Raw genomic sequence first — 23823 nt, 5'->3', positions numbered from 1 at the left:
TTTGCTACTATCTCGCCATGATAGCGCACGCTATCTCTGCTTTCCCTTTAGCGTTCCATAGCCGACGAGCTGGACGGTCAGGAAGTCGCACAACGATTTCTCGTAGGACGGAATCGGGTAGCCCGCCTCCTCGCAGGTGGCGCTTTGGATGGGAAGCGGATGGGTCGCAGGATAGAGACCGGAAACGTAGTCACATCATGCAATTAATTCTGTGCAAGGAGTGATTGCCATGCAATTCAGAACCGATGCCAAGAACGGAAACGAACTGTCGGCGCTGGGCTTCGGCTGCATGAGGTTCCCGACCACAGCGGGGCGCATAGACATCGATGCCTCTGAGCAGCTTATTGTCGAGGCTGTCGAAAGAGGCGTGAATTATCTCGACACGGCTTACCTGTACAACGGAAATGAAGCCGCTCTAGGTGAGATATTCGCTCGCAATCCCGGCCTTAGGGAAAAAGTGCATATTGCCACCAAGCTGCCAATGGCAAGATGCGAGGCGGCAGCCGACTTCGACAAGTATTTGGGGCGCTCTCTTGAAAGGCTGCGCACCGACCATATCGACTATTACCTCGTCCATAACGTAACGAGCGCAGCGGCATGGGATCGCCTGAGCTCGCTCGGCTTCAAAGAATGGGTGAATGAGCAGAAAAGCACGGGGCGCATCGCCAACATCGGGTTCTCATATCACGGACCGAAAACCGACTTCCCCACACTGCTCGACTCCTTCGACTGGGACTTCTGCCAGATCCAATACAACTACATGAACGAGAACTACCAGGCGGGCACGGCGGGTCTGGTGGCAGCGGCAGAGCGAGGCCTGCCTGTTATCGTCATGGAGCCGCTTCTCGGGGGCAAGCTTGCGGCCGAGCTGCCGGCAGAGGCACGTGGTGTACTGACCGATGCCGACATAAGCGACGACCCGGTAAGGCTTGCCCTGCGCTGGGTGTGGAATCACCCGGAAGTAACCGTGGTGCTGTCGGGGATGAACACGCAGGAGCAACTGCTGCAAAACATTGCGACGGCTGATGGAGCGCTACCGGGTTCGCTCGAAGATGCTGAGGTCAAAGCCGTGGAGAAGGCGCGGGAGAGCATCGCAAAGAGCTATAGGATTCCCTGCACGGGATGCGGGTACTGCGTGCCGTGCCCCAAGGGCGTGAACATTCCCATGTGCTTCGCCGCGTACAACACGTCCTTCGCTCATGGCTGGTACCAGGGCATGCAACAATACATCACGGCGTCGGGAGCAATGTCGGGTGATGCACGCTTCGCAAGCGATTGTGTCAGGTGCGGCGCCTGCCTCGAGAAGTGCCCCCAGCATATCAAGATCCCGGACGAACTGACCTCGGTGAAGCGGCGCCTCCAGGTTCCCGGCCTTCCGGCTCTGATCAAGTTCGGAGTAAGGGTGATGAGCCGTTAACGCGGCAATTCAAGCGCAGTCTTGTGCTGCGCACCCGAGCTCGCTGAGCGTCTCGAGGGTCGCATCCACGTTCTCGGCATGCCAGTTCTTGTATCCACCGGCGTACTGTGAGGCGTATATGCCCGAGAGTCGGATGTCGCTCAGCTCCTTCTGCTGAGTGGTGAGACGGACGCCGCCACTGTTCGTCTCGATATCGATAATCACGTTGAGCAAGTCATCGACAAGCTTCACCGATTCGATTTCCGAATAGGGGACGACGAGGGAGACGTCCCGTTCGAGAGTCGACCAATAAGGGTCGAAGGGAAGCAGGATCATCTCGTTCTCGCACATCTGGAGAACAGCGACATCGCACGCACTGAAGAATCGGACGATCTTCTCGCTCAGATTTCCCGCCGCGCCCTTGACGATGATGCATCTACCCTCCAGAGGTGTATATCCTGCCTCGATTGCGTATTTCCAAACCTTTTCCTCGCGAGCCATGGTTATTCTGCCCCTTTCGCTATCGATGATTCACCTGTTCTATTCTTCGATGGGAGTGACGATGGGCTTGCCGGACGAATCGACAAGCACGGTCATGCCGGTGCAGCTGACACCAGAAGATGCTAGAAAGCCTGCCAGGAGATAATTCACTCCAGTCTGGCGGTCGACGAGAACGTACGTGCGATTCGCCAGGCCATCTTGTTGCATGTATGCCTGGACGAAACGATCGCCATTTTCTTTCATCGGGGAACTCCTTTCGTGTGAACCTGCGGGATGCATGTGCCGCCTAGCGTTGATGAAAAGCGGCCTTTGCAGACATCATTCTTCCCATTCGTCCCTATGCCCGCAAGCGAAGAATTATCGTAAAATCCCTGTTCAGCTGGCTTGTCAAAGGATTTTGACAAGAGCATTCGTGGCACCCGCATCCCTTTGTCAGGCGTGTGAACTATCATTCCGGCCTGCATGGCATCGGGATGCGTCGATGGGCAATCGGAAGGAAGAGGGCAATGGAACTTGCTCGGCAACTGAAAGCAAAACGGGAAGAGCACGGCCTTTCCCAAGATGAGGTCGCGAAGGCGATATTCGTATCGCGGCAGACCGTCTCGAATTGGGAGAACGACAAGACTTATCCGGATGTGCAGAGCCTGCTCTTGCTCAGCCAGTTGTTCGGCGTTTCCATCGACGAGCTCATCAAAGGGGATGCTGTTGCAATGCAGCAGGCCATCAAGGAGGATTCGCGCAAGATGAGGCTGCTGTCGATTGGCATGCTCGCCTTTTCGGGGCTGCCCTTCCTCTTCCTTCTTGTGTTCTCAGTAGTCTGGCAAGAACCGTCGGGCTTTGCCCGCATGAGCAAGGGCAACATCGCGGGAGCGGCCACCTTCATCGTGCTCTATGCCATCGGATTCGGCATGGCCATCGCCATCGATCGCTTGAAGAAGAAGCACGACATTGTCACCTACCGGGAGATTGACCGGTTTCTCAAGGGAGAGCTCGACGGTGAGTTCGACTCGCAGGGCTTCGCGCGCAGGCATCCGGCCCTCGGCGTGATGGTGAAGCTTCTGGGTGGTGCCGTTATTGGATTGATGCTAGCGGGATTGCTCCTCGTGCTCGAGGGCTGCTAGCCTCGACGCTCAGAATCTAAAAGACGAGAATCGGCCAGCAGGACTAATCCGCGAATTGCTTGGTATTTCTGTCACAAAAATGATATAGTTTTTGTGACAGAAAAGGATGATGAAGTGAGCGAGCAGAAAGCCATAATGGGGTTGGTTTCCGAGGCAGAACCGGGAGAGGTCTTCGTTCCGGGCGACTTTGCCGAGGCGGGGTCGGCGGACGCCATACGCAAGGCACTGTCTCGGATGGTGGAAGCCGGGGAGCTGGAGCGGCCGATGCGGGGGCTCTACCGCAAGCCGCGACGAAGTGCCTTTTTGGACAAGGCAGTTCCTGCAAGTCCCGACGAGATAGCGGAGGCCCTTGCCCGCAAGTTCGAGTGGCGCATCGCGCCCTATGGGGACACGGCTCTCAATCGACTGGGCTTGGACTCTCAAGTGCCGTCGGTCGTGCGTTATGTGAGTGATGGGCCGTACCGGACCTATCAGTACGGCCCCTATACGATTGAGTTTCGGCATACGGCTAATCGCGACCTATCGAGGCTGAACCCCGTTGCGGCCACCGTCGTTCAGGCGTTGAAGGCACTCGGCAAAGACGGCGTGACGGAGGGCGTGCTCGACATCATCTCCTCCCGGCTCGATGATTCGCAGATGGAAAGACTTGCGTCAGAGACCCGCAACTCAACGTCATGGGTGAGAGACGCGGTTAGGGAGATGCAGAGAAGGAGGGCACGGCATGCGTGAATTCGCGACATTGCCGCAGGAGGATCGCGCGGACGCGCTAATCGTCGCGGCACGAGAGCTGGGGATGCATCCGGCCATCGTCGAGAAGGACTTCTGGGTTTGCTGGACCCTCGATTACCTCTTCGGCGAATCCGCATTCAAGGACTCGTTCGCATTCAAAGGAGGAACGAGCCTGTCGAAGGGCTTCGACCTCATCGAGCGCTTCTCGGAAGACATCGACCTCATCTTCGACTGGAGACTTTTGGGATACGGGATCGATGAGCCCTGGGAGAAGAGGAGCAACACCAAGCAGGATGCGTTTGTAAGCCGAATCAATGCGGATGCCGCGTCGTTTCTGCGCGACGAACTGATGCCCGAGATGCGAGCGTACCTCGACGGACAGCACATTGCTGGCGCGTCGCTGCGAATCGACGGGGATGACCCTCAAACGCTCAGATTCTTCTATCCGCAGTCCTTCTCTGATGATTCCATTTTGCAGGAGATCCGATTGGAGACAGGCGCGCTTGCCGCATGGACGCCCACGACTGTGGCGCACATCAGCCCATGCATTGCCGAGGAGTTCCCAGGAGTTTTCGCTCAACCGGAGACATCCGTGCTGACAGTGTCTCCCGAGAGAACGTTCTGGGAGAAGACGACCATCTTGCACAAGGAGGCATTCCGCACGAATGGAAGGTTTCCCTCCAGGTACTCCCGCCACTACTACGATCTCTACAGGCTGGCGCATTCCGATGTCAAAGCGCGAGCGTTAAACGATATGGATCTCCTCAAAAGCGTGGTCGATTTCAAGATGGCTTTCTGGCGATCGAACACCGCACGATATGACCTGTGCGTTCCCGGGACGTTGAAGCTCATGCCTCCAAAGGAATCTGTACCCTTAGTCGAGCAAGACTACGCATCGATGCGAAATATGATTTTCGGCGAGGTACCTGATTTCAAGGAGTTGATGGCAGGAATTGCCGTGCTTGAAACAGAGATTAACAGCTACGGAGTTTCGGGCGCATAGCGTTACGATTGCTTCTCATGCTCGAGGGCTGCTAGCCTCTCGCGCACGCCTTTTGCATAACGCTTGCTTATTGGAACTTTCGAGCCTGAGGTGAGCACAATTTCCGTCGACCTGACAGTGACTGCACGCTCTGAGTTTACGAGGTAGCTGTTGTGGCAACGCAGGAAGCTCTCCGGCAGCTTCGCAATGATGTCACGCATCGTTGAGTACATTTGATATATGCCATCGTCGGAATGAATGAAAACCTTGCGCCTGATGCTCTCGATGTAGTCGATGGTTTCGATGGGCACGAGGTGTATCTCGCGTGCGAATTTAACTACAAGCTTAGTAGGCGTGGGTGCGCTGTTGGGAGTGCTCGTATGTTGTTTATGCTGCATAGCACTCGCATCGAGCGCTGGCTTCTTTTGGGACATCGTTGATCTACCCGGATTGCTTTTGGTTCCATGCGTTCAAAGGAGCGCCATGCCCACTCTAAGGAAAGGGAAAACCCCAGGGAATACTTTTGGAATGAACGCTGCCTGCGTTGTCATGAAAACTGATTATCGCAAGGCGGGGCAATTGCGGGTGCTGCTAATAAGAAGTCCGTGACTCTTCTGGAAACAGGGTCATGCGCGCTTCATCGAGGTATGCGCGGGCGTCTTCGTGTTCGCCATGCTCGCAGAGGCTCTTCACCACGTGCATGTGATTGCGCAGGTCATGACGAAGCACTGCTGCCTCTTGGAGAGAGGCCTGCATAACAGATGCAGCAGCCAAACTCTCGTCCACGCTGCGGCTGAGCGCCTCGGCTTCCATGTCGATACGCTCTTTTTCCTGGTAGCGTCGGATGTCGAAGAGCAGGAGTGCGTCCGTAACGATGGCGATTGCATAAAGGACTATCGCAATAAAAAGGTCCGTGGTGCTTGCGTTCATGAACTGCAATCCCATGAAAGCCACAATGTACAGAAGCGGCATTTGCACCAACACAAAGGGGAGGAATGCCCGGTACGCGATGCCATCTTTGATGCTAACTTGCGTTGACTTCTCCTCTGAGATGCCCAAGCGCTCGCATATTCGATAGAGCGCCCATAGCGCAAGTATGCAGCAGCTCGTGTGGAATAGGATAGTATCCCCAAAGTATTCGGGGATATGCGCAAGGACTGCGTCGTAATCCATGATTTCAGAGCCCGTTAGCGCAACCCAAATGAGCCCTGCTGGAAACTCCGCGGCGGCCATGATCGTGTTTGCGATGACCACTACCATTGTCTTTTTGAAAAGGTTCCCGCGCAAAAGCGCAATGGGAAGCACAAGCAAGCACACTACCGAGAAGAGAGCCTTTAAGGAGAGCGGAATCGTCGTTCGAAACGGCATAAAAAGCAAGGTGCTTGCTATCGTCAGCGTCCAATATAACTTTGGATGGCGTGTTCCGAGAATCTTTACCAGCGTAAATGCAAACAAGAACTGCGTAGGAAGCACGTTCAGGCAATCTATCAGAAAGAATGCAGGGCCATATCCTTCGGGAAGGAGCTCTATCACAGCAGGTTCCCGCTCAGTCTGCCAAGATACGCTGTCCGTTCCTTGCGTACCGCTGCGTTGTAGTGCTGGCCGAGTGGTACCGTCTTGCCAGAGCGCATGACGAGCTCCTTTTCCCTTAACGTTGTCACGGCATCCATATTTACCAGGAAGCTCTTGTGGCAGCGTTCGAAGGAGGCGGGCAGTCTGTTAATCAGGTCGGAAACAGTTGCATACATCTCATAAGAACCATGCGTGGCGTGGATATGCACCTTACGCAAGTTGCTCTCAACGTATTCGATTTCGTTGGTCCGAAGGTATGTGGTCTGCCCCTTGTACGTGACAGGCAGCACTTTGTCTTGTCGGGTGCGCAGGTTCTCGATTGCTTTGCATAGCGCTCTGTCAAACGTGTCTTGGCTCACAGGCTTGACGAGGAAATAGGTATGCTGCGTTTCATAGACGGACTCGCAATACTCCATGTATCCCGTTACATAGATCACTTCCGTCATGTCGTTTGAATTGAGCAGGGAGCGAACCGCGTCGATACCGTTCATGCTGCTGTTGTCGAGCTTTATATCGGCAAAGAGGACGTCTGGCGCGCCCTCGTTCTCTATGACTCCGGCAAGCTCATCTGCCGTGCTCATGCATTGTGTTGCGAGCTGGTCGGCAAAGGGGCTCGCCTCGATTAGGCTAAGAAGCGCCCTGATTGATTCCTGATTGTCTTCTAAGATGATAGCGTTGTATTTCAATAGCAGACCTTCCGTGTGTTTTCTCAGCTATCTTCGCATACGAACATGGCTGCCGCAGAGAAGACGTCCTTCTCTATGCTCGTTACGAGTGTGCCACTGTGACGTGAGGCAATTCCCTCGACTATGGACAGTCCCCAACCATGATCTTCGATGCTCCTGAAGATTGGCCGCCTTCTCGGATTTTGCATACAGGCGTCTTTGTTCGATGTGCATGACGTATTGGATGGCATGCTATTGCGCGTGCTCACCACGAGCATGTTGCCACGCATTTCCGATGCCATCTCCACAAATGGCTTGGAGCATTCGTTTTCTACCGATCGTTTCGCGGCTTCCAGGGCGTTATCCAAGAGATTGGCGAATACGGCACACAGTTCCACGTCCGAGATGTGAGGAACGCTGCGAGGAACGCTAATCGCGAATGATGCATCTATACCTGCTGCCGCGCATTCGTCATGCTTTACCGCTGCAAGTACATCTATGGCTGGGTGCTCGCAAAAACGCAAGGTGACGCTATTCAGGGCTGTTCGCATGTCCGCAAAAAGACTATCGTCATGCGGGCCCTCTTTTTCTTCCAGCAGCCTTGACGCTTTTTGAAATTCGCGATCAGCTGTACGATGGATCGCCTTGATGCGCTCCATATCCTGCTGCATCTTCAAGTTGTACTGTCTCTGCGCCTCCAATTGGTCGGCAAGTGTCTTCATGCGCAGCTCTGAGCGCGCCTTGTCCCGGACTCTTTTCAAGTTACGGAACAAGAGTACGTCGACAGGAATGCACGCGAGTGCAAGGATAATGATCAATACGGGTATCCACGCCGGGCAGGATGAACCCACGGCCCAGTATGAAATTGCCGCGATGGTCAGAAGCTGGCTCAGAGGGAAAAGCGCGTATATGACTCGCTGGGGTAGTGAGGTATTCCATCCCTTGAGTTCTTTGCGGTAGGAAAATGAGCAAGTGGATGTCGTGCAAGAGGCGATTTCTGTCACCGTGCCCCCATCCCGCATCCGTGCTCTCCCCACTATGTTCCCGTTATTGGATTGCTCTGCCTAGGCCAGTTGTTCTCCGGCCGTGGGGCCTGCGGCCATCTGATACACCGCGTCCACGTGGATGAAGCAGCCGCCCTTCGCCTTGATGGGAAGCCCCATGGAGGCGAACTTGGCGTCCACCATCTCCTTTTGGACGGCGAACTCGTCGCCCTCGTTGACGTAGCGTGCCGTGCCGTGGATCTGGAACGCATCATGGCCGGTCCAGAACGCGACGGCGACCTTCTGGTTCTCCTCCAGGTTGGCCAGCGTCTTTTTGAAGAACTGGTCGGAGATGTAGACCGTCTCCTCGTCGATGACGGTCTTCATGCCGATGGCGGCTCCGTTGGGCGTCCCGTCGGCAGACGCCGTGCATAGGACCATGTTCTCGGCCGTTTCGAATAGTTCCCTCACGTCTTGGGTCATGGCTGCCATGGTGGCTTCCTTTCTCGCAAGCTTTCGTTGCGGATAGTATACGCCCTCGAATAATGTATGGAGACAAGGGACCGCGCCTTGTCTCCCTCTGCTATCATGTCCCTCCTTGTTTCGCAGCACGGTGAAAGGGATTCCCATGAACGAGAAAATCGACATCGAAAGCTGGACCGATGACCTTGTCAGCAAGGCGCTTGACGTTTTTGGCCCCCGCCTGAAGCTCGTCGGCATCCAGGGCAGCCGTGCCCGAGGGGAGGCCCGGCCCGACAGCGACATCGACGTCGTGCTGGTCGTGGAGGGCTTGGATGACGATGACCTTGCGGGCTATCGCACCTTGCTGGCCACCATGCCCCACGGCGATCTTGCCTGTGGGTTCACGGGCTCGCCGGAGCTGCTCGCCGCATGGCCGCGCCACGACGTGTTCAACTTGGTCCAGGATACGTACGTCGCGTTCGGCTCTTTCAGTTTCATGGATACGGACTTCACCGCCGATGATGCGATGCTGTCTGCCAAGGTAGGGGCTTCGGAAATCTACCATGCGATGAGCCATGAGCTCGTCTTCGCCGAAGGCTCGCTCGATGCCATCGTCGCCGCCTGCGTGAAGTCGGCCTTCTTCGTCATGCGCGCTCTGCGCTATGCCAGGACCGGCGAGTATCCGCCGAGCCGCGCCGCCATGAGAGAACTTGCGACGGAACGAGAGGCGATGTTCCTTGATGCTTACGACGATCCCGATGCCTTCGAGACCGGGGAACTTGCCCACGCACTTCTCACCTGGTCGAGCTCCATCGTGCGCCTGTAGCAATCCCCCCCCCTGCCCTCACGCGAGGGGGATCATGTCGAGGCGCAGGGTCTGCTCAACGACCTTCATCAGGTCGTCGTCGCTGATGTCGGGCTTGACCTTCACGAGTCCCACCAGGCCAAAGATTGCGACGCAGAACATTTCGTAGACGAGCTCGATCTCTATCTGATGGTATGCGGCGTATTCGGTGGCGATGTGATCGTAGAGAAGCTCCGCCGTTTCCCGGGTCGCTCTCACGTCAAACGCGTCGCGCACGCCGAGTTCCTCGAGCACGCGGATCATCGGACGCGGGGTGCCTTCGGCATCGTAGAGCGCATAGCGGAAGATGCGCACGCACTTCCTGAGCGAACCCCGGGTGTCTCCGAAGACCCGCTCTTCGTTCCATGCGATGACGCTTTCTACCAAGTCCTCGACATAATCGTCGATGACCGCCTCGATGATGCCGTTCTTGTTCCCAAAGTGATAGTAGACGAGCTCGCGGGTCACGTTGGCCTCCTGCGCGATAGCCCTGACCGTGGTCGCCCGTACGCCGTCACGTTCGAAGAGCTTGCGGGCAGCCGTGGCGATGTTGCCGCGCGTTCCCGTGAGCCGGCGTGTCTCACTCAGGTTCTGTCTATGAGGGCGAACATGCGAAGCGGCTTCGCGTGGCGAACGCTCCCCATATTCGAGGATTGTCGTCATGTCCTCACCTGGCCTAGGTTGGCAAATTTCGTCATGTCTTTCACATATCAGGCCAATATGTTAAATCTTATTATACTCCGAGATGGTACACTGCGGCTGATTTCCCGCATTTAGCTGGGAAAACACCGAGGTGAGGAGGCACGCCATGACGGTTCCTGTTTGGGTTACTCCAATTTCGATGGTGATATACACCATACTCCTGATGTTGTTCACGGAGTTCATGCGTCGCCACTACCGCACCTCCATGTGGTTCTGGGTGGTCTCGCTTGCCACCATCCCGTTCTGGATCATGAACATACCGGCCGATGACTGGTTCCGCTGGGCCAAGAACCTGTCGGTCATACTGCCGCTCATCTATGCCGGAATCGGGCGCATCGCCGCCGTGCAGCAAAAGGACACTCCGTTTTGGCGCCTCATGCGCCAGCGCTGGGTGCGCTGGGTGCTCTACGGCATCGTGTTCTGCAACATCGCCGAGGCGACCTTGCGCGACGTCGAGATGGGCAACTACATGAACGCCCTGGCCGGGTTCATCCTGTGTGTCACGATGCCCTTTGGCGACAAGTACTGGAAGTACGACACCGCGCATTACGGCGAGATCATCGCCTACACGGTGCCCATGTGGAACTTCCTCTACACCACGTGGAACGCGTGCTTCGTCTATGCCGAGGGTCATGCGTTCTTTGCCAGCACGTGCTGCATCCTGGCCGCAGCCGAGCTCTATCCCATCATCAAGCGGCAGCCGGAACTCTACATCACCGGCCGAATCTACACCCTGGGCATACACCTGCTGCTGCGCAGCTGCTTCCCGTTGCTGTTCCCCACCATCATGAACAGCGCGGCCTGGTTCAACCCCGACGTGATGTACTGGTGGGGCATGATCAACGGCATCATCGGCATCCCGTTCGTCTTCTGGTACTGCTACCAGTTGAGCAGCGGAAAGGCCGATGTCACCTTCCGCCGGCGCAAGGCTCGGGAGGAATACCTCGTTGGCCGGGAGGAAGGCCTGATAGACGAGTACGGAGACCCGGTGAGCACCGAGGCTGCCATCGTCGTGGACGAGCAGGTGGGCGACAAGCCCGAAGTCTCCAAGTAGGTATTTGAGGGAAGGGGAACCATCATGGGGATTCTGTATCAAGCCGCCGATCCCATCTACTGGGCCATCTGGCTGTTCGTCCTGTTTGCGCTCATGGCCTTCAACGAGTTGGGACGCGTGAAGCTGTGGGCCGGCTTGGCGCTTTTCGCCATCGTTCCCATCGCGTTGACCATCTTCGTCTGGCCCGAGACCGCCGCGCCTGGAAACGAGTACGGAACCGGCACCTGGTTCAATTGGGTGAAGACCTATTCGGCCCTTGCGGGCTGTCTCGGCTTCATCGCCTTGCGCTTCGTCAAGTGGAACGGCAAGGACGGCAAGGTCCATTATCTGTACGAGAAGAAATGGGCGCTGTGTTTCCCGCCGCTCATCCTCGCCATCAACATTGCCGAGGCCGTCATCCGCGACTTCCAGGTGTTCGGCTTTGCCCTGTGGAGTGGTGGCGTCGTTGAGAACCTCTGGACCATATCGGGCCCGTGGAACATCATGAACGGCATTGCGGGCATCTTGAACATCGTCACGATTTGCGGCTGGTTCGGGATCTTCATCTCGAAGGACTCCTCCAAGGACATGATCTGGCCCGACATGATCTGGCCCTGGATCATCGCCTACGACCTGTGGAACTTCGCCTATACCTACAACTGCATCTCGGACCACTCGGCCTATTGCGGCCTGGCGCTTCTGCTCGCATGCACCATCCCCACCTTCTTCATCAAGCGGGGTGCGTGGTTGCAGCACCGGGCCCAGACGCTTGCGCTGTGGATCATGTTCGTCATGACGGTTCCGCAGTTTGCCGACGTGCTGGCGCCCATTCCCACCACGCACAATCCCACCGCGTTCTTCGTGGTGAGCCTCATCGCGCTGGCGGCAAACGTCGCCGTGGCCGTCTACCAGCTCTATCGCATCCGCAAGTTCAAGCTCAATCCGCTCAAGGACGAGATCTACAAGGGCACCAAGCCCTACGAGCGCATCGTCGAGGAGAACCGCTAGGCATTTAGGCACCTACAGCACAATATTGTGCCTACTTCCTAAGCGATACCAAAAATCCTATCTTAGGGTTTACCAAAGGACAAGCCGCGGTTCCAGCGAGCGCCACACATTGTGGTCTGGTGGTAAGCAACGAAGCCACAGGTGCACATTGCTTGGCGATGCACAACGTAAGTGCCACGTATGGTGGTGTGGTGGTCGAGGGCGCGACCATGCGCACATTGCTTGGCGTAATTGCCATGAAATGCGGCGTGGTGGCTGGTGACACGACCATGAGCGCACATTACCTGGCAGCAGGCCCAGCAAGCGCCACGTATTGTGACATGATGGCTGGAAGGTTGATAGCGGGCCGCTCGATTTGCCTCGACGCCGACATAGACCCGGTGTTGGATGCGTTGGTAGCGGGGCCTGGTCTTGGAGAGGACGGGTTGTCATGAGCGATAGGGTGGAACTGCTCCAAAAGATCGAGAAGGCCCTTCCCGCGGTCATCGAACTGCTGCTCGAAGAGCGTGACGACGTGGTGACCGTTCCCGAGGGCCCCCAAGCGCAATGGGACCTATTTCGTGCGCTGGTGAACACGCGTCCGCCTGTCCCGGCATCCGAGGAGCTCATCGTATTGCAGGACTGTCTCTTGCAGGGCACTCTGGAGTACCGGGGCACGACGGCCCTCGATGACATCGAGCCTGTTGAGGGACGCGATTCCATGCGCCTGTGGCGTGGTGACATCACGACGCTGGGCGTCGATGCCATCGTGAACGCCGCGAACTCCCAGATGCTCGGATGCTTCGTGCCGGGGCATCATTGCATCGACAATGCCATCCACACCTTTGCGGGTATCCAGCTGCGCCTCGAGTGCGCGCGGCTGATGGAGGAGCAGGGCTATCCCGAGCCCACCGGCATGGCAAAGGTGACCAGCGCCTTCAACCTGCCGAGCGGGCACATCATCCACACCGTGGGGCCTATCGCGCGCGGTGAGGCAAGTGACCTTGACTGTGCGCTGCTCGCCAACTGCTACACTGCCTGCCTGGATGCCGCGCTTGAGGCGGGCTGCGAGTCGATCGCCCTTTGCTGCATCAGCACGGGCGTGTTCGGGTTTCCCCAGGACGAGGCGGCGCACATCGCCGTGACCGCGGTGGACGAATGGCTCGACAGTCACGATAACGCGCTCGATGTCGTCTTCAACGTGTATGGGGAGACGGACGAGCGGTTATATCGCGAGCTGCTGGGGGATGACACAGGAGATGACACAGGACGGGGAAGCAAGCTTCTTGAAGCCTGAGGCTCGGTCGCAGATGGCCGTTGCTGCATAAGTCCTCTATCATTCCCGAAGGCAGGATAGAGAGAAGAGGAGCCATGTCGTTAGAGAGGGCAAAGAAGCATCTCGCCGTATACGGGCGTGAAGGAGATGTCTTGGAATTCGAGACTTCGAGCGCCACGGTGGAGCTTGCCGCCCAGGCGGTCGGCTGTGAGCCCGAGCGCATAGCCAAAACGCTTTCGTTTGCGGTGGGTGACCGGGTGGCGCTCGTGGTGTGCGCCGGAGACGCACGCATAGCGAATCCTAAGTTCAAGACGCGCTTCGGGTGCAAGGCGAAGATGCTGTCCGCCGACGAGGCGGAAGAGCGCATCGGCCATGCCGTCGGTGGCGTGTGCCCTTTTGGCGTGAAAGACGGGTGCGATGTCTATCTCGACGAGTCCCTGCGCAGGTTCGACATGGTCTATCCGGCGTGCGGAAGTTCCAACAGCGCCATCGCGTTGACGCCCGATGAGCTGGCGGCGATTGTTCCCAAAAGCGAGTGGGTGGACGTCTGCAAGTTGCCGGAGTGAGGCACATCACCTGTTTCGATTGGACTTTCCCGCGCGGCAGTAGGCTAGCCTACGGCTATAGTGTGTGCGTACCAAGACGAAGGCGGCCGCGTGAAAGAGCAAAAAGAGAGCATCTGGAGCTTTCCCTACATCGCGTTGATGGTGGTGAACCTCTTCCAGTCTATGGCCGCGTTCATGGCCAACACCACGCTTCCGGTGTATGCCGACGCGCTGGGAGCATCTCCTTCCGTGGTAGGCATAGTGGTGAGCTCGTTTTCCGTGACGGCATTGCTCATCAGGCCCTTCGCGGGCCCTGCGTTCGACAGCTTCTCGCGCAAGCGTCTGCTCATGGCATCGCAGTGCATCATATGCGCCTGCATGTTCCTCTACGGTGTGGTGGATTCCCTGCAGGGGCTTGTCATCGTCAGGCTCGTGCACGGCATTGGGATTGGCTGTAGTGGCCCACTCGCCATGTCGCTCGTATCGGAGTTCCTTCCGGAATCGAGGTTCGCGAGCGGAATAAGCATCTATGCCCTGGCGCAGTCGTTCGCGCAGGTAATCGGTCCAGCGGCAGGGTTGTATCTAGTGGATGCCATTGGCTTTTCGCCATCTTACTTCCTCGCCGCAGGTTGCCTCCTGGTGGCCATGTGCGGTGTCGGACTCATACGGGAGCCGTATCGGGAGCGTTTGCGGTACGAGTTGAAACTCGATCGCATGTTCGCGCCGGAGGCAGTGGGAAAGGGCGTCGCCCTGATGCTGCTCGCGACCTCGTTTTCGTGCATGGGCGCCTACGTCGTGCTGTATGGCTACTCCGTGGGGGTTTCCCAGATGGGGGTCTTCTTCATCGTGTATTCCCTCTGCCTATTGGGAACACGCCCCCTATTCGGAAGCATGGCCGATAGGTTTGGAGCACCGCGGGTGCTCCTTGTTGGCATCGCGTTCTTCGCGGCGTCCTATGTCGCATTTGCCGCTGCGGACAATCTGGCGACGTTCATCATCGCCGCGATTCTGGGCTCGGCTGGATTCGGATGTTGCGGCCCGCTGCTCCAATCTGCTGCGTTGGCCTCTGTGCCCCCGTCTCGACGCGGCGCCGCAAGTAATACCGCCTTCACGGGGCTCGACCTGGGAATGCTCATCGGTCCCATCATCGGGGGAATGGTCATAGAGGCCGCAACGCCGATTCTCGGCAGCCAACCCGAGGCGTATTCGCTCATGTGGCTGGCGATGCTCATACCCGCCATAGGGGCCTCCCTCATCGTCTTGCGTTGGAATCTGCAGCGTCGGCAGGATAGAATTACCTAGACGAATCGGGGGTGCATCATGGACGTCGAAGCTCGCGAGGCGCTGACCAGGCGCATCAAGATGAAGGGCCTGGAGCTCGGGTTTTCTCACGTGGGCGTCATACCGTGCCATGACTTTCCGGATTACGCCGCCGCGGTTCGCGCGCGCAACGGCTACGAGCGCTTCATCGACAATCCCGCGTCGTTTTACGCCGGGTGCTTTCCCTCCGAGTTCTTCCCCCAGGGCAAGTCCATCGTGTGCGCTACCTTCGGGTTTGGCGATGTGGACTACCCGCCCGAGCTGCTGAAGTACATCGGCCGCATATACCTGGCCCGTTGCTATGTGCCCGTCCCTGATAACGTGGCGGGCAAGCGCCTGGAAGCCATGGGGGAGTTTCTGGAATCGCAGGGCATGGAGGTCTATCGCGGCAACATCGAGCTGCCCGCCCGGCCCATCTGCGCGGAGGCCGGGCTCGTCACCTACGGCAACAACAACTTCGCCTATACCGAGGAGGACGGATCGTTCGTCGTTCTCTACACGTGGCTCGTGGACGCAGAGCTCGTCTACGACCAGGCTCCAATCGAAAACGAGTGCCCGCCGGATTGCAACCTGTGTCTGAAGGCATGTCCGACGGGAGCCATCGAGTCGTCGCGGCACCTGAACCCCATGAAGTGCATCTTGCTCAACTGCCTCATCCCCAATGGGCAAGCCGATTCAAAGGCCATGGGCACCTACATTCACGGCTGTGACATATGCCAGGAGGTCTGTCCTCGCAATCACGACGTGCTGCGTCGAGCCAAGCGCAAGGATCCGTTTTTGGAAGAGCTCGTGGCTAGCTTCGATTTGGAACGGGTGGCTGGGCTTGATAGCTTTGACGATGATTACTATCGCGATGTACTGAGGTCGGTCATGTACAACTACATTCGCGACCCTGCGGTGTTCCGCCGCAACGCAGAACGCGCTTTGGCTGCTGAGCACATGTTCGAAGAATAGGTTTGCTCACCGAGCACATTCCTGGGACCGCGCTCCAGCTATCATCGCGTCCATGAAGCCATAGTCGCATTATTGGCCGGTATCCCGCATATCGGCCATTTTTGTGCGTCGTGGCGAATCCTAGACTAGTCAGAAAAGCAAAACGCGGCATTGCGGCCCTTTCGGCCAGGCAAGAGGAAAGGTCCGGATTATGAGACCAATGGACTTTGCAAAGCGCACGGCGGCCAACAAACTTGTCGACTACCTCTGCGCAGATCCCGAAAACAACATGAGCAAGGTGATGGACAAGATCAACGCCATTTGCCCCGATGCCCTGTTTCCCGCGCAGCGCGAGGCGTTCACGAAGGTCATGTCCGATCCCGACAACAACATGTACCAGCTCATGATGCGGATCATGAACCTCAACCCCGCGGTTCGCAACGACATGATCAAGACCGTCCTGGTCGAGTCCAACCTCATAGCATGGGGCGTACAGGAGAAGATGCGCGAGAAGTATCGCTGCAACATCCCCTGGGCCATCCTGCTCGATCCCACGAGCGCTTGCAACCTGCACTGCACGGGCTGCTGGGCTGCGGAGTACGGCCATAAGCTCAACCTGAGCTATGACGAGATCGACTCCATCATCTGCCAGGGCAAGGAGCTTGGCGTCCACATCTACATCTACACGGGCGGCGAGCCGCTGGTGCGCAAGCACGATCTCATCAAGCTCTGCGAGGCCCATCCCGATTGCGCGTTCTTGTGCTTCACCAACGCCACGCTCATCGACGAGGAGTTCTGCCAGGAGATGATCCGCGTCAAGAACTTCATCCCGGCCATCTCGGCCGAGGGCGACGAGGCAGCCACGGACGGGCGCAGAGGCGAGGGCACCTACGCCAAGGTGGAGGCCGCCATGGATCTGCTGAGCAGACATGGGCTGCCCTTTGGCGTCTCCATTTGCTATACCCACGACAACGCGCCTTCCGTTGCCAGCGACGAGTACTTCGACTGGCTCATCGAGAAGGGCGCGTTGTTTGCCTGGATCTTCACCTACATGCCCGTGGGCAAGGACGCCCCTACCTCCCTCATGCCCACCCCCGAGGACCGCGAGCGCCTCTACCGCTTCAACCGTCGCATACGCGAGACCAAGCCCATCCTCACTCTGGACTTCCAGCACGATGGCGAGTTCGTGGGCGGTTGCATCGCCGGTGGCAGACGCTACCTGCACATCAATGCTGCCGGTGACGTCGAGCCCTGCGTGTTCATCCACTATTCGAATGCCAACGTCCGTGAGATGTCGTTACTCGACTGTCTGCGCTCGCCCATCTTCATGGCCTACTACGAAGGGCAGCCCTTCAACGACAATCTGCTGCGGCCGTGTCCGATGCTCGAGAATCCCGAGTGCATCGAGCACATGGTCGAGGAGACGGGAGCCCACTGCACCGATTTGCAGGCGACCGAAAGCGCTCACGACCTTGCGGAGAAATGCCGACCCGCAGCACGCGCATGGGCGCCGGTGGCAGAAAGACTCTGGACCGACCCGGACGATCCGCGTGCCGAGCTGCGCAACCGCACCTGCAGCGGCCTGGCTGATAGCGACCTGGAACGCCTGGGGCGTCAGGGTCGCACGATGCATGCCGCCTTCGATCCCGACCGCGACAAGGACTCCATCTTCGCGACAAAATAACGGCTGACGCAGCGTGCGCCAGTTACCCATCGTCACGTATTTGTAACGCCCACCAGGGCTGTCTGCATGCTACTCTTCCCGTTAATTGGCTGCACGGGCTAATTAAATGGCCAATGCATCCACGGTCCGTCGATGGGGAGAGCCATGCCGAGACCCCACTACAAAAAGGGCGATGACACCGCCCGTGACAAGCTGGAAGCGGCGTTCTGGGATGCGCTCGCCGAAGGGTCCTACGAGGGCATAAGCGTGGTGGGGCTGTGCAGGTCGGCTGGTGTGAACAAGAACACCTTCTACTACCACTTCGACAACATCGACGAGCTGGCCCGTGCGGCTGCGGAGTCCCTTGTCGAGACGCAGTTCATCTACACGGTTATCGAGGCGATCAGGGGAGATGCGCAGATTCCCGACTACCTCTCGAAGAGCGAGTTCTCGATGCGCCTGGATCGGGTATGCCTCCTGGCCGATGATAGGGCCCCTTCTCAGTTGCGCCGCATGCTACATGACGCCATCCTGAGGATGTGGAGCGCCAAGTTGGGCATTGACGTGGACGGGCTCGATTTGCGAGACCGTACGTCCCTGGAGTTCGTCATCGGCGGATTTCTGGGAATCTTCACGTACAGGAGTCGCGAGAGCGGGAGCTTCGACCTGAAGGACATCTGGGGCGCGGATTACCTGTATCACGCGTTCGATATCGTGAACAAGTTGGTGGAGGATAGCCAGCAGACATGAGCGACGTTTGGCGAGACACGCCTTTCGTCTATGACTTACGTGAGCAGTCCGATGCAGACGATGCCTGCCCAGGCAATCGCCACGAGCCTGAAGGCGATGCACATTCCGCGAGGTAACCCAAGGTCGCTGGTCAGGGATTTTCCGCCCACGTACATGTGTACGGCTAACGCGAGGGCCACGAGGATGCTGACGGAGGGCCATGCTGCCGCGTGTTCCGGGAGCAGGGCATGGACGCAGGCGATGAGCAAGAGCGCCAGGCCCGTTACCCATTTGAGAACGAGGTGCCGCTTCTTTCGGCGGCTTGGCGGCCTTTCGGCATCGTGCAGCATCTGCCGGCTTGTCACGATGCTCAATAGTCCATGAACGAGGGCCGCGATGAAGAACGCCCATATGACAAACGCGAGCTCCGCGTTGATGGCACCGCTCGTCCATAGGATTCCGAGGATGCCGTGCACGAGGAAGAACAGGCACAGAACGCCAGCAATGGCCCCGTTGACTTTGCGCCAGTTCACCTGCGAACCCACCTGAAGACTCCGAATCTGCTCATAAAGCCAGGAGGATGGGCTGCCTTGCCGCTCATCCTCCTGATTCCAACGTGTCAGAGCCTATGATATCAATCGCAATATGAGACACCGTCTCTGAGCAACTGTCTCATTTGCTAATTCGTCGCTTCTCCGAGATAGGCCGACACGGCATAGGCGGTTATGTTGGAGCGGTTGATGATGCCCACCATGTGCCCGTCTTGCATTACCGGTGCTTTCTTCAGGTGATTGTCAACGAGGACGCGCGCGACAGCGCCCATGTCGTCAGTCGCGTTCACGGTTATGACATTGCGGGTTGCCATTTGGCTGACCGGCGTCTTCATGACTTCGCCGAGCGTCTTGTTGAAGTCCTCGTTGTCGAGCTCGACGATGAACGACCATGCGCTCTTGAACGCCGGCACCTGATTGGCGAGACTGCGCATCACGTCGCCATCCGAGACGAAGCCGACGATCGCTCCCCTCTCGCTGACGACCGGCGCGCCCGAGATTCCCTTGGACGCGAAGAGCTGCATGGCATCGGATGCAAGGGCGTCTTCCGCGAGGGTGTACACATCGGTTTTCATGAGTGAGACCACGTTCGGCTCGATGCCCATGCCGGACTCGTGGACCGCTTCCTCGACTTGCGCCTGCTCCCAGCTTTCAGTGGCGGCGATGGCGCTGCTGGCGGCCTGGCGGCGAATCCAGAGAGCCACGATGAATCCGACCAGGGCAACGGCGCCGACCAGGCATCCGGTGACGACCATGCCCTGGGTCGCTGCTTGGGCAGCGGATGCGCCGCCGGCGGCCGTGACCGCACTCACCGCAGCATAGACGCCCGTGAACACGGACGAGCCGATGCATCCGGCGATTTGGAAGCCCGTGGACATGACCGTGACGCCATGAGGGTTGAGCTGGTAGGAAAGCTTCGAGAGCGCAAAGCTCTGCACCGGCCCGATGACGAGGGCCGAGCCGCAGATGACCGGGATGTAGATGAGCGCCAGCACGATGGGGTTGGCGGTCGCGATGAAGATGCCCGTGAGCACGGAAAATGCTGCCATGCATGCAAAGCCCAGGGGCAGCAACACGCCGGGACCGTGCTTGTCAAAGACGCGACCGGCTACGGGCGAGACGACGCACGAGCACAGGATTGCCGGAAACAGCGTGAGGGAAGCGACGAGAGCCGGCGTTCCCAGGATCGATTGCATGAACGTCGGCACGATGATGTTCATCGCGAAGATGACGATCAGGGAGAGCATGTTGGCGATGACGCCCACGGCAAAGGGCGCGATCTTGAGGGGTTCGAGGTTGATGAGGGGATCGGCAAGCTTGCCCTGGCGTTTGATGAAGGCAACGAGCGCAATGATGCCGATGATAGCCGCGACAAGCGCGATGATGACGTTTCCACCAAACACCATCGATATGCCGTAGAGAATGCCGATAAGCGCAATACCGATGAGTGCCACGGAGAGGGCGTCAAGGCGGGGATAGCTGAGCTTGGCGATGTCGCGTAAGATGATCGCTCCTGCCAGGAAGCACAGCGTCGAGAGCGCGGCGAAGGTCCACAGCAGCATATGCCAATCGGCCACGGCCAGAATGAGGCCGGCGAGGATGACACTAGACGAGGGTCCCAACGTCGTCATGGCACCCATGATGCCCATGTAGGTTCCGAGCTTCTCGCGTGGGGCAACCTCGAGGGTGATGTTCATGCCGATGGGGATGAGCATGCCCGTGCCCAGTGCCTGGATGATGCGCCCGATGAGCAGCACGGCAAAGTTCTGCGCGAGCGCTCCGACGACCGAGCCGATGACCAGAAGCGCCGTCGTGGCGCAGAAGAGCGGGCGGGTGGGAAACGAGCGGTAGGCGAAGGCCGATACGGGCACCATGACCGCCGCCCCGAGCATGTAGGCCGTCGCGAGCCACTGCACCGTGCTCACGTCGACGGAGAGGCTTTCCATGATGGGGGCGAATCCCACGTTCAGGAACGTCTCGTTGAAGGTGGCGAGAAACGCCGCGAAGGCGGCCACGAATAGGGTGACTGCCGGCTTGCGCGATGAGGGCTTGTCATGGTCGAGGTTCTTGCTGGTCATGGTGCTTCTCGCTTTCCGTGGCGTGCGGCCGGGAAATCCAATGCAAGCAACAAGAAAGCGCTCGGCACGCAAATCATCCGGTTCACGAGGCTCGAATCGCTCCTGTGCCGTGATCAGATTTACGCGCCGTAGCGCCACATGTGTCGTTTGCAGTTCCTATTTGGTTGTCGGGCAGGGATGATAGCACGCACATCCCAGGAGATGGCCGCATCGAATCCGCGAACGGTTCTTTCGAGATTCGCCCGAGGAATGAGACAGTGTCCCTGAGCAACTGTCTCATTCCCGTGTCTGTTACTTCGAACCGCCGCCTGCTTCCGTCACGCGCTTGCGGCCACGCCAGACAAGTTGATGCACAGAATCCAAAGAGTGTCCAATCTGATATTTCATTTTCTCAAGACTGAGTGCTTACGGTGGAAGGATGCCCCATCATGCTCGTTGAATGCCCATGAGCTCCTTCTTACCCTCATCTACGGATGGTTATTTCAGCTGTCGAGAAGGAGAGGAGTGGGGAATGGGCGAGAAAGACTATGTCTTGGTCCCGCACGAGAAGCCATTTCAATATGACGAAGCCGGGCTACATGTTACGCGCGGTTGTGCGTGGTCGGGACCAGGGTGCCATGACGGTTGTGGTGTGCTGATGTATACCGATGATGATGGCAGACTGGTGAAGGTTGAGGGCGATCCCGAGCATCCTTACAACCAGGGGCGTCTTTGCCAGCGATGTCTTGATGTTCGCGAGGTCGTATACCACAAGGATCGCCTGAGCAAGCCGCTGGTTCGAGATCGCGCAGACCGCGGCAAGGACGCATGGCACGAGGTGTCCTGGGATGAGGCATTCGATTTGGTTGCCGACAAATTCAAAGAAATATCCGAAAAGTACGGACCGGAATCAATCGTTTTCGGTCAGGGTACGGGTCGCGATGTCGCCCAATGGCTGCTTCGTCTGGCTTGGTCCGTGGGGTCGCCAAATCACTTGTGCTATGGAATGTCGGGCGTTGCGTGCTATATGCCTCGCATTATGGCTGGTATTTGCCAACAGGGTGGGATGACCGTTGCCGATTGCTCGCAACAGTTTGCAGATCGCTATGACAATCCTCTGTACAAGGTTCCCGAGCTCATGGTCGTTTGGGGAAATAACCCCATCGTTTCCAATTCCGACGGATTCTACGGTCACTGGGTCGTCGACCTTATGCGCAGGGGGACCAAGCTTATTGTCGTCGATCCCAAGGTGAACTGGTTGACACGGCATTCCGAGCTTCACCTTGCCCTGCGACCTGGCACCGATGCAGCCCTTGCCCTCGGCATTCTCAATGTCCTTATTGAGGAGAATCTGTACGATCACGATTTTGTTGACAGATGGACCTACGGTTTTGATGAGTTAGCCGAGAGGGTCAAAGAGTATCCTCCTTCCAGGGTGTCCGAAATCACGTGGGTGCCGGAGGAGAAAATAATCGAAGCCGCGCGCATGATTGGAAAGGCCGATTCGGCAGCTCTCCAATGGGGCGTCGCCGTCGACATGGTAAAGCAAACGCTGCCCGCCGGTCAGGCCATCATGAGCATCTTCCACATCACGGGCAACATCGAAAAACCCGGTACGAACATACTGCCTCCTACGCTTCTTTCATATGCAAGCGCAGGTTGGGGTGCGGAGTTCCTGACTCCAGAGCAAGAGGCGAAAATCATTGGCGGAGAGAAATATCCGCTTTGCCGCCTAATCCGTACGTGCAATGCTGATGAGCTCATGCATGCCATGGAGACCGGTGAGCCGTATGCTATCCATGGTTTGTATCTACAGGCCTGCAATGTAATCGCGTGTATGGGCACCGATCCGAGGCGTGTGTACGAGGCAACGAAGAAGCTCGACTTCATTGTCAATGTCGATCTCTTCATGACACCGACGGCGATGGCTTTTGCTGACGTGCTTTTGCCTGCGGCGACCTATCCCGAGCGTGATGGCCTTTGTGTGATCTGCGGTGCGCAGCGTGCCGATACGATTAACAAGGTACTGGAGACCGATCGTAAATCGGACATGGAGATCAATCTGGAGATTGGAAGGCGCATCAATCCCGAAGCATGGCCGTGGAAAAACGTGCAGGCGATGTTCGATGACGTCTTGACCTCGACAGCAATGAGCTTCAAAGAAGTGCAGGAATGTGGTCCAGCAATGATTCCCTTCGAGTACAACCGTCATGAAAAGGGCCTTTTGAGGGCAGATGGACAACCTGGCTTCGGGACGCTTACTGGCCGTATTGAGCTGTATTCGACCATATATGCTTCGGCCGGGATCGATCCGCTTCCGTATTTCGAGGAGCCGACACCTGGACCTGGGTCCACGCCTGAGCTGATGGAGGAGTATCCGCTTATTCTGTCAACGGGTTCGCGTCGTCATTCATCGTTCCATTCCGAACATCGTCAGATCGAACGCCTGCGCTCCCAGCATCCCGATCCCGTTCTAGAGGTGCATCCGGAAACCGCTAAGCGCTATGGGGTTCGTGATGGCGACTGGGTGTGGGTCGAGAATCAGTTTGGCCGCGCGAAGAGACGCGTCAAGGAGACACCCATATGGGGCGAGAAGATTGTATCGAGTGATCATGGATGGTGGTATCCGGAGGCCGACCCCGAGCAGTTCTACGATGCCTTCGAGCTCAACATCAACAATCTTATCCCCTTCGGGAATGGTGATGGTGGCTTTGGATGCAACTACAAGTGCTCACTTTGCAAGATTTACAAGGCGAAGGATGGTGAATAGCC

General features: G+C 57.7%; 25 protein-coding genes. 15 read left to right on the top strand and 10 right to left on the bottom strand.

Features of this window, described 5'->3' with window-relative positions:
* The first annotated feature begins 229 nt into the window (after window positions 1–229).
* Window positions 230–1417, top strand: coding sequence for an aldo/keto reductase (locus tag OIM11_00335; GenBank protein HJI99598.1), 1188 nt, complete (start codon window positions 230–232; stop codon window positions 1415–1417).
* A 9-nt stretch (window positions 1418–1426) separates the two neighbouring features.
* Here OIM11_00335 and OIM11_00330 read toward each other — a convergent pair whose 3' ends face one another.
* Both OIM11_00330 and OIM11_00325 read right to left on the bottom strand, forming a co-directional pair.
* The gene (locus OIM11_00330; protein HJI99597.1) at window positions 1427–1897 is read right to left on the bottom strand and encodes a hypothetical protein; all 471 of its coding nucleotides are present in this window, start codon (window positions 1895–1897) and stop codon (window positions 1427–1429) included.
* Between the two features lie 39 nt (window positions 1898–1936).
* The gene (locus OIM11_00325) at window positions 1937–2140 is read right to left on the bottom strand and encodes a DUF6440 family protein (protein ID HJI99596.1); all 204 of its coding nucleotides are present in this window, start codon (window positions 2138–2140) and stop codon (window positions 1937–1939) included.
* 263 nt (window positions 2141–2403) lie between these two features.
* Here OIM11_00325 and OIM11_00320 point away from each other — a divergent pair, with 263 nt between their 5' ends.
* The 3 genes from OIM11_00320 to OIM11_00310 all read left to right on the top strand — a co-directional run bounded on the left by OIM11_00320 (window position 2404) and on the right by OIM11_00310 (window position 4750).
* The gene (locus tag OIM11_00320; protein HJI99595.1) at window positions 2404–3018 is read left to right on the top strand and encodes a helix-turn-helix domain-containing protein; all 615 of its coding nucleotides are present in this window, start codon (window positions 2404–2406) and stop codon (window positions 3016–3018) included.
* Window positions 3019–3132: 114 nt separating this feature from the next.
* Window positions 3133–3747 carry a type IV toxin-antitoxin system AbiEi family antitoxin domain-containing protein gene (locus OIM11_00315; GenBank protein ID HJI99594.1) on the top strand — a complete coding sequence of 205 codons (615 nt, stop codon included), beginning with the start codon at window positions 3133–3135 and terminating at the stop codon, window positions 3745–3747.
* Between the two features lie 10 nt (window positions 3748–3757).
* Entirely contained in the window at window positions 3758–4750 is a 993-nt protein-coding gene (locus OIM11_00310) for a nucleotidyl transferase AbiEii/AbiGii toxin family protein (GenBank protein ID HJI99593.1), read from the top strand.
* A gap of 2 nt (window positions 4751–4752) precedes the next feature.
* Here the strand turns inward: OIM11_00310 and OIM11_00305 are convergent, their stop codons facing one another.
* The 5 genes from OIM11_00305 to OIM11_00285 form a co-directional block, all read right to left on the bottom strand.
* Window positions 4753–5127, bottom strand: coding sequence for a LytTR family transcriptional regulator DNA-binding domain-containing protein (locus OIM11_00305; protein ID HJI99592.1), 375 nt, complete (start codon window positions 5125–5127; stop codon window positions 4753–4755).
* 193 nt (window positions 5128–5320) lie between these two features.
* Window positions 5321–6262, bottom strand: coding sequence for a hypothetical protein (locus OIM11_00300; GenBank protein HJI99591.1), 942 nt, complete (start codon window positions 6260–6262; stop codon window positions 5321–5323).
* On the bottom strand, window positions 6259–6987 hold the full coding sequence (locus tag OIM11_00295) for a LytTR family DNA-binding domain-containing protein (protein ID HJI99590.1): 729 nt from the start codon (window positions 6985–6987) through the stop codon (window positions 6259–6261). Before OIM11_00295 ends, OIM11_00300 begins: the two co-directional genes overlap by 4 nt.
* Before the next feature lie 23 nt (window positions 6988–7010).
* On the bottom strand, window positions 7011–7970 hold the full coding sequence (locus tag OIM11_00290) for a GHKL domain-containing protein (GenBank protein ID HJI99589.1): 960 nt from the start codon (window positions 7968–7970) through the stop codon (window positions 7011–7013).
* Between the two features lie 60 nt (window positions 7971–8030).
* A complete protein-coding gene (locus tag OIM11_00285; GenBank protein ID HJI99588.1) occupies window positions 8031–8441 on the bottom strand; it encodes a pyridoxamine 5'-phosphate oxidase family protein in 411 nt (136 codons plus the stop codon).
* 136 nt (window positions 8442–8577) lie between these two features.
* On the opposite strand from OIM11_00285, the gene OIM11_00280 reads away from it, so the two are divergent.
* Window positions 8578–9237 (top strand): nucleotidyltransferase domain-containing protein, encoded by a 660-nt coding sequence (locus OIM11_00280; GenBank protein ID HJI99587.1) that lies wholly within the window; start codon window positions 8578–8580, stop codon window positions 9235–9237.
* An 18-nt stretch (window positions 9238–9255) separates the two neighbouring features.
* On the opposite strand, the gene OIM11_00275 is transcribed toward OIM11_00280, so the two are convergent.
* Entirely contained in the window at window positions 9256–9918 is a 663-nt protein-coding gene (locus OIM11_00275; GenBank protein HJI99586.1) for a TetR/AcrR family transcriptional regulator, read from the bottom strand.
* 145 nt (window positions 9919–10063) lie between these two features.
* Here OIM11_00275 and OIM11_00270 point away from each other — a divergent pair, with 145 nt between their 5' ends.
* The 9 genes from OIM11_00270 to OIM11_00230 all read left to right on the top strand — a co-directional run bounded on the left by OIM11_00270 (window position 10064) and on the right by OIM11_00230 (window position 18464).
* Window positions 10064–11011 carry a hypothetical protein gene (locus OIM11_00270; GenBank protein ID HJI99585.1) on the top strand — a complete coding sequence of 316 codons (948 nt, stop codon included), beginning with the start codon at window positions 10064–10066 and terminating at the stop codon, window positions 11009–11011.
* A gap of 24 nt (window positions 11012–11035) precedes the next feature.
* On the top strand, window positions 11036–11998 hold the full coding sequence (locus OIM11_00265; GenBank protein HJI99584.1) for a DUF5692 family protein: 963 nt from the start codon (window positions 11036–11038) through the stop codon (window positions 11996–11998).
* A 158-nt stretch (window positions 11999–12156) separates the two neighbouring features.
* Complete coding sequence (locus OIM11_00260) at window positions 12157–12432, top strand: hypothetical protein (GenBank protein ID HJI99583.1); 276 nt, start codon at window positions 12157–12159, stop codon at window positions 12430–12432.
* Complete coding sequence (locus tag OIM11_00255) at window positions 12429–13274, top strand: protein-ADP-ribose hydrolase (GenBank protein HJI99582.1); 846 nt, start codon at window positions 12429–12431, stop codon at window positions 13272–13274. Before OIM11_00260 ends, OIM11_00255 begins: the two co-directional genes overlap by 4 nt.
* A gap of 131 nt (window positions 13275–13405) precedes the next feature.
* Window positions 13406–13819, top strand: a complete 414-nt coding sequence (locus tag OIM11_00250; GenBank protein ID HJI99581.1) for a YbaK/EbsC family protein — start codon at window positions 13406–13408, stop codon at window positions 13817–13819.
* Window positions 13820–13909: 90 nt separating this feature from the next.
* Window positions 13910–15100, top strand: coding sequence for an MFS transporter (locus OIM11_00245; protein HJI99580.1), 1191 nt, complete (start codon window positions 13910–13912; stop codon window positions 15098–15100).
* An 18-nt stretch (window positions 15101–15118) separates the two neighbouring features.
* Entirely contained in the window at window positions 15119–16072 is a 954-nt protein-coding gene (locus OIM11_00240; protein ID HJI99579.1) for a hypothetical protein, read from the top strand.
* Between the two features lie 199 nt (window positions 16073–16271).
* Window positions 16272–17735, top strand: coding sequence for a radical SAM protein (locus OIM11_00235; GenBank protein HJI99578.1), 1464 nt, complete (start codon window positions 16272–16274; stop codon window positions 17733–17735).
* Window positions 17736–17879: 144 nt separating this feature from the next.
* A complete protein-coding gene (locus OIM11_00230) occupies window positions 17880–18464 on the top strand; it encodes a TetR/AcrR family transcriptional regulator (protein HJI99577.1) in 585 nt (194 codons plus the stop codon).
* Window positions 18465–18499: 35 nt separating this feature from the next.
* On the opposite strand, the gene OIM11_00225 is transcribed toward OIM11_00230, so the two are convergent.
* Both OIM11_00225 and OIM11_00220 read right to left on the bottom strand, forming a co-directional pair.
* Complete coding sequence (locus tag OIM11_00225) at window positions 18500–18976, bottom strand: hypothetical protein (protein HJI99576.1); 477 nt, start codon at window positions 18974–18976, stop codon at window positions 18500–18502.
* 146 nt (window positions 18977–19122) lie between these two features.
* Window positions 19123–21072, bottom strand: coding sequence for an MFS transporter (locus tag OIM11_00220; GenBank protein ID HJI99575.1), 1950 nt, complete (start codon window positions 21070–21072; stop codon window positions 19123–19125).
* A gap of 511 nt (window positions 21073–21583) precedes the next feature.
* Between OIM11_00220 and OIM11_00215 the strand changes: the two genes are divergently transcribed.
* A complete protein-coding gene (locus tag OIM11_00215; GenBank protein ID HJI99574.1) occupies window positions 21584–23821 on the top strand; it encodes a molybdopterin-dependent oxidoreductase in 2238 nt (745 codons plus the stop codon).
* Window positions 23822–23823: the final 2 nt, after the last annotated feature.

The organism is Coriobacteriaceae bacterium (assembly GCA_025992705.1).
Taxonomy (GTDB): Bacteria; Actinomycetota; Coriobacteriia; order Coriobacteriales; family QAMH01; genus QAMH01.
This window is presented reverse-complemented; position numbering and strand designations above follow the sequence as displayed.

What these genes read in the sequence shown, in the direction of transcription:
- OIM11_00255 (HJI99582.1), top strand. Translation starts at nt 12,429, where the DNA reads ATGAGCGATAGGGTGGAACTGCTCCAAAAGATCGAGAAGGCCCTTCCC.
- OIM11_00215 (HJI99574.1), top strand. Translation starts at nt 21,584, where the DNA reads ATGGGCGAGAAAGACTATGTCTTGGTCCCGCACGAGAAGCCATTTCAA.
- OIM11_00305 (HJI99592.1), bottom strand. Translation starts at nt 5,127, where the DNA reads ATGCAGCATAAACAACATACGAGCACTCCCAACAGCGCACCCACGCCT.
- OIM11_00275 (HJI99586.1), bottom strand. Translation starts at nt 9,918, where the DNA reads ATGACGACAATCCTCGAATATGGGGAGCGTTCGCCACGCGAAGCCGCT.
- OIM11_00330 (HJI99597.1), bottom strand. Translation starts at nt 1,897, where the DNA reads ATGGCTCGCGAGGAAAAGGTTTGGAAATACGCAATCGAGGCAGGATAT.
- OIM11_00230 (HJI99577.1), top strand. Translation starts at nt 17,880, where the DNA reads ATGCCGAGACCCCACTACAAAAAGGGCGATGACACCGCCCGTGACAAG.
- OIM11_00240 (HJI99579.1), top strand. Translation starts at nt 15,119, where the DNA reads ATGGACGTCGAAGCTCGCGAGGCGCTGACCAGGCGCATCAAGATGAAG.
- OIM11_00220 (HJI99575.1), bottom strand. Translation starts at nt 21,072, where the DNA reads ATGACCAGCAAGAACCTCGACCATGACAAGCCCTCATCGCGCAAGCCG.
- OIM11_00320 (HJI99595.1), top strand. Translation starts at nt 2,404, where the DNA reads ATGGAACTTGCTCGGCAACTGAAAGCAAAACGGGAAGAGCACGGCCTT.
- OIM11_00265 (HJI99584.1), top strand. Translation starts at nt 11,036, where the DNA reads ATGGGGATTCTGTATCAAGCCGCCGATCCCATCTACTGGGCCATCTGG.
- OIM11_00335 (HJI99598.1), top strand. Translation starts at nt 230, where the DNA reads ATGCAATTCAGAACCGATGCCAAGAACGGAAACGAACTGTCGGCGCTG.
- OIM11_00260 (HJI99583.1), top strand. Translation starts at nt 12,157, where the DNA reads ATGCACAACGTAAGTGCCACGTATGGTGGTGTGGTGGTCGAGGGCGCG.
- OIM11_00270 (HJI99585.1), top strand. Translation starts at nt 10,064, where the DNA reads ATGACGGTTCCTGTTTGGGTTACTCCAATTTCGATGGTGATATACACC.
- OIM11_00285 (HJI99588.1), bottom strand. Translation starts at nt 8,441, where the DNA reads ATGGCAGCCATGACCCAAGACGTGAGGGAACTATTCGAAACGGCCGAG.
- OIM11_00325 (HJI99596.1), bottom strand. Translation starts at nt 2,140, where the DNA reads ATGAAAGAAAATGGCGATCGTTTCGTCCAGGCATACATGCAACAAGAT.
- OIM11_00280 (HJI99587.1), top strand. Translation starts at nt 8,578, where the DNA reads ATGAACGAGAAAATCGACATCGAAAGCTGGACCGATGACCTTGTCAGC.
- OIM11_00235 (HJI99578.1), top strand. Translation starts at nt 16,272, where the DNA reads ATGGACTTTGCAAAGCGCACGGCGGCCAACAAACTTGTCGACTACCTC.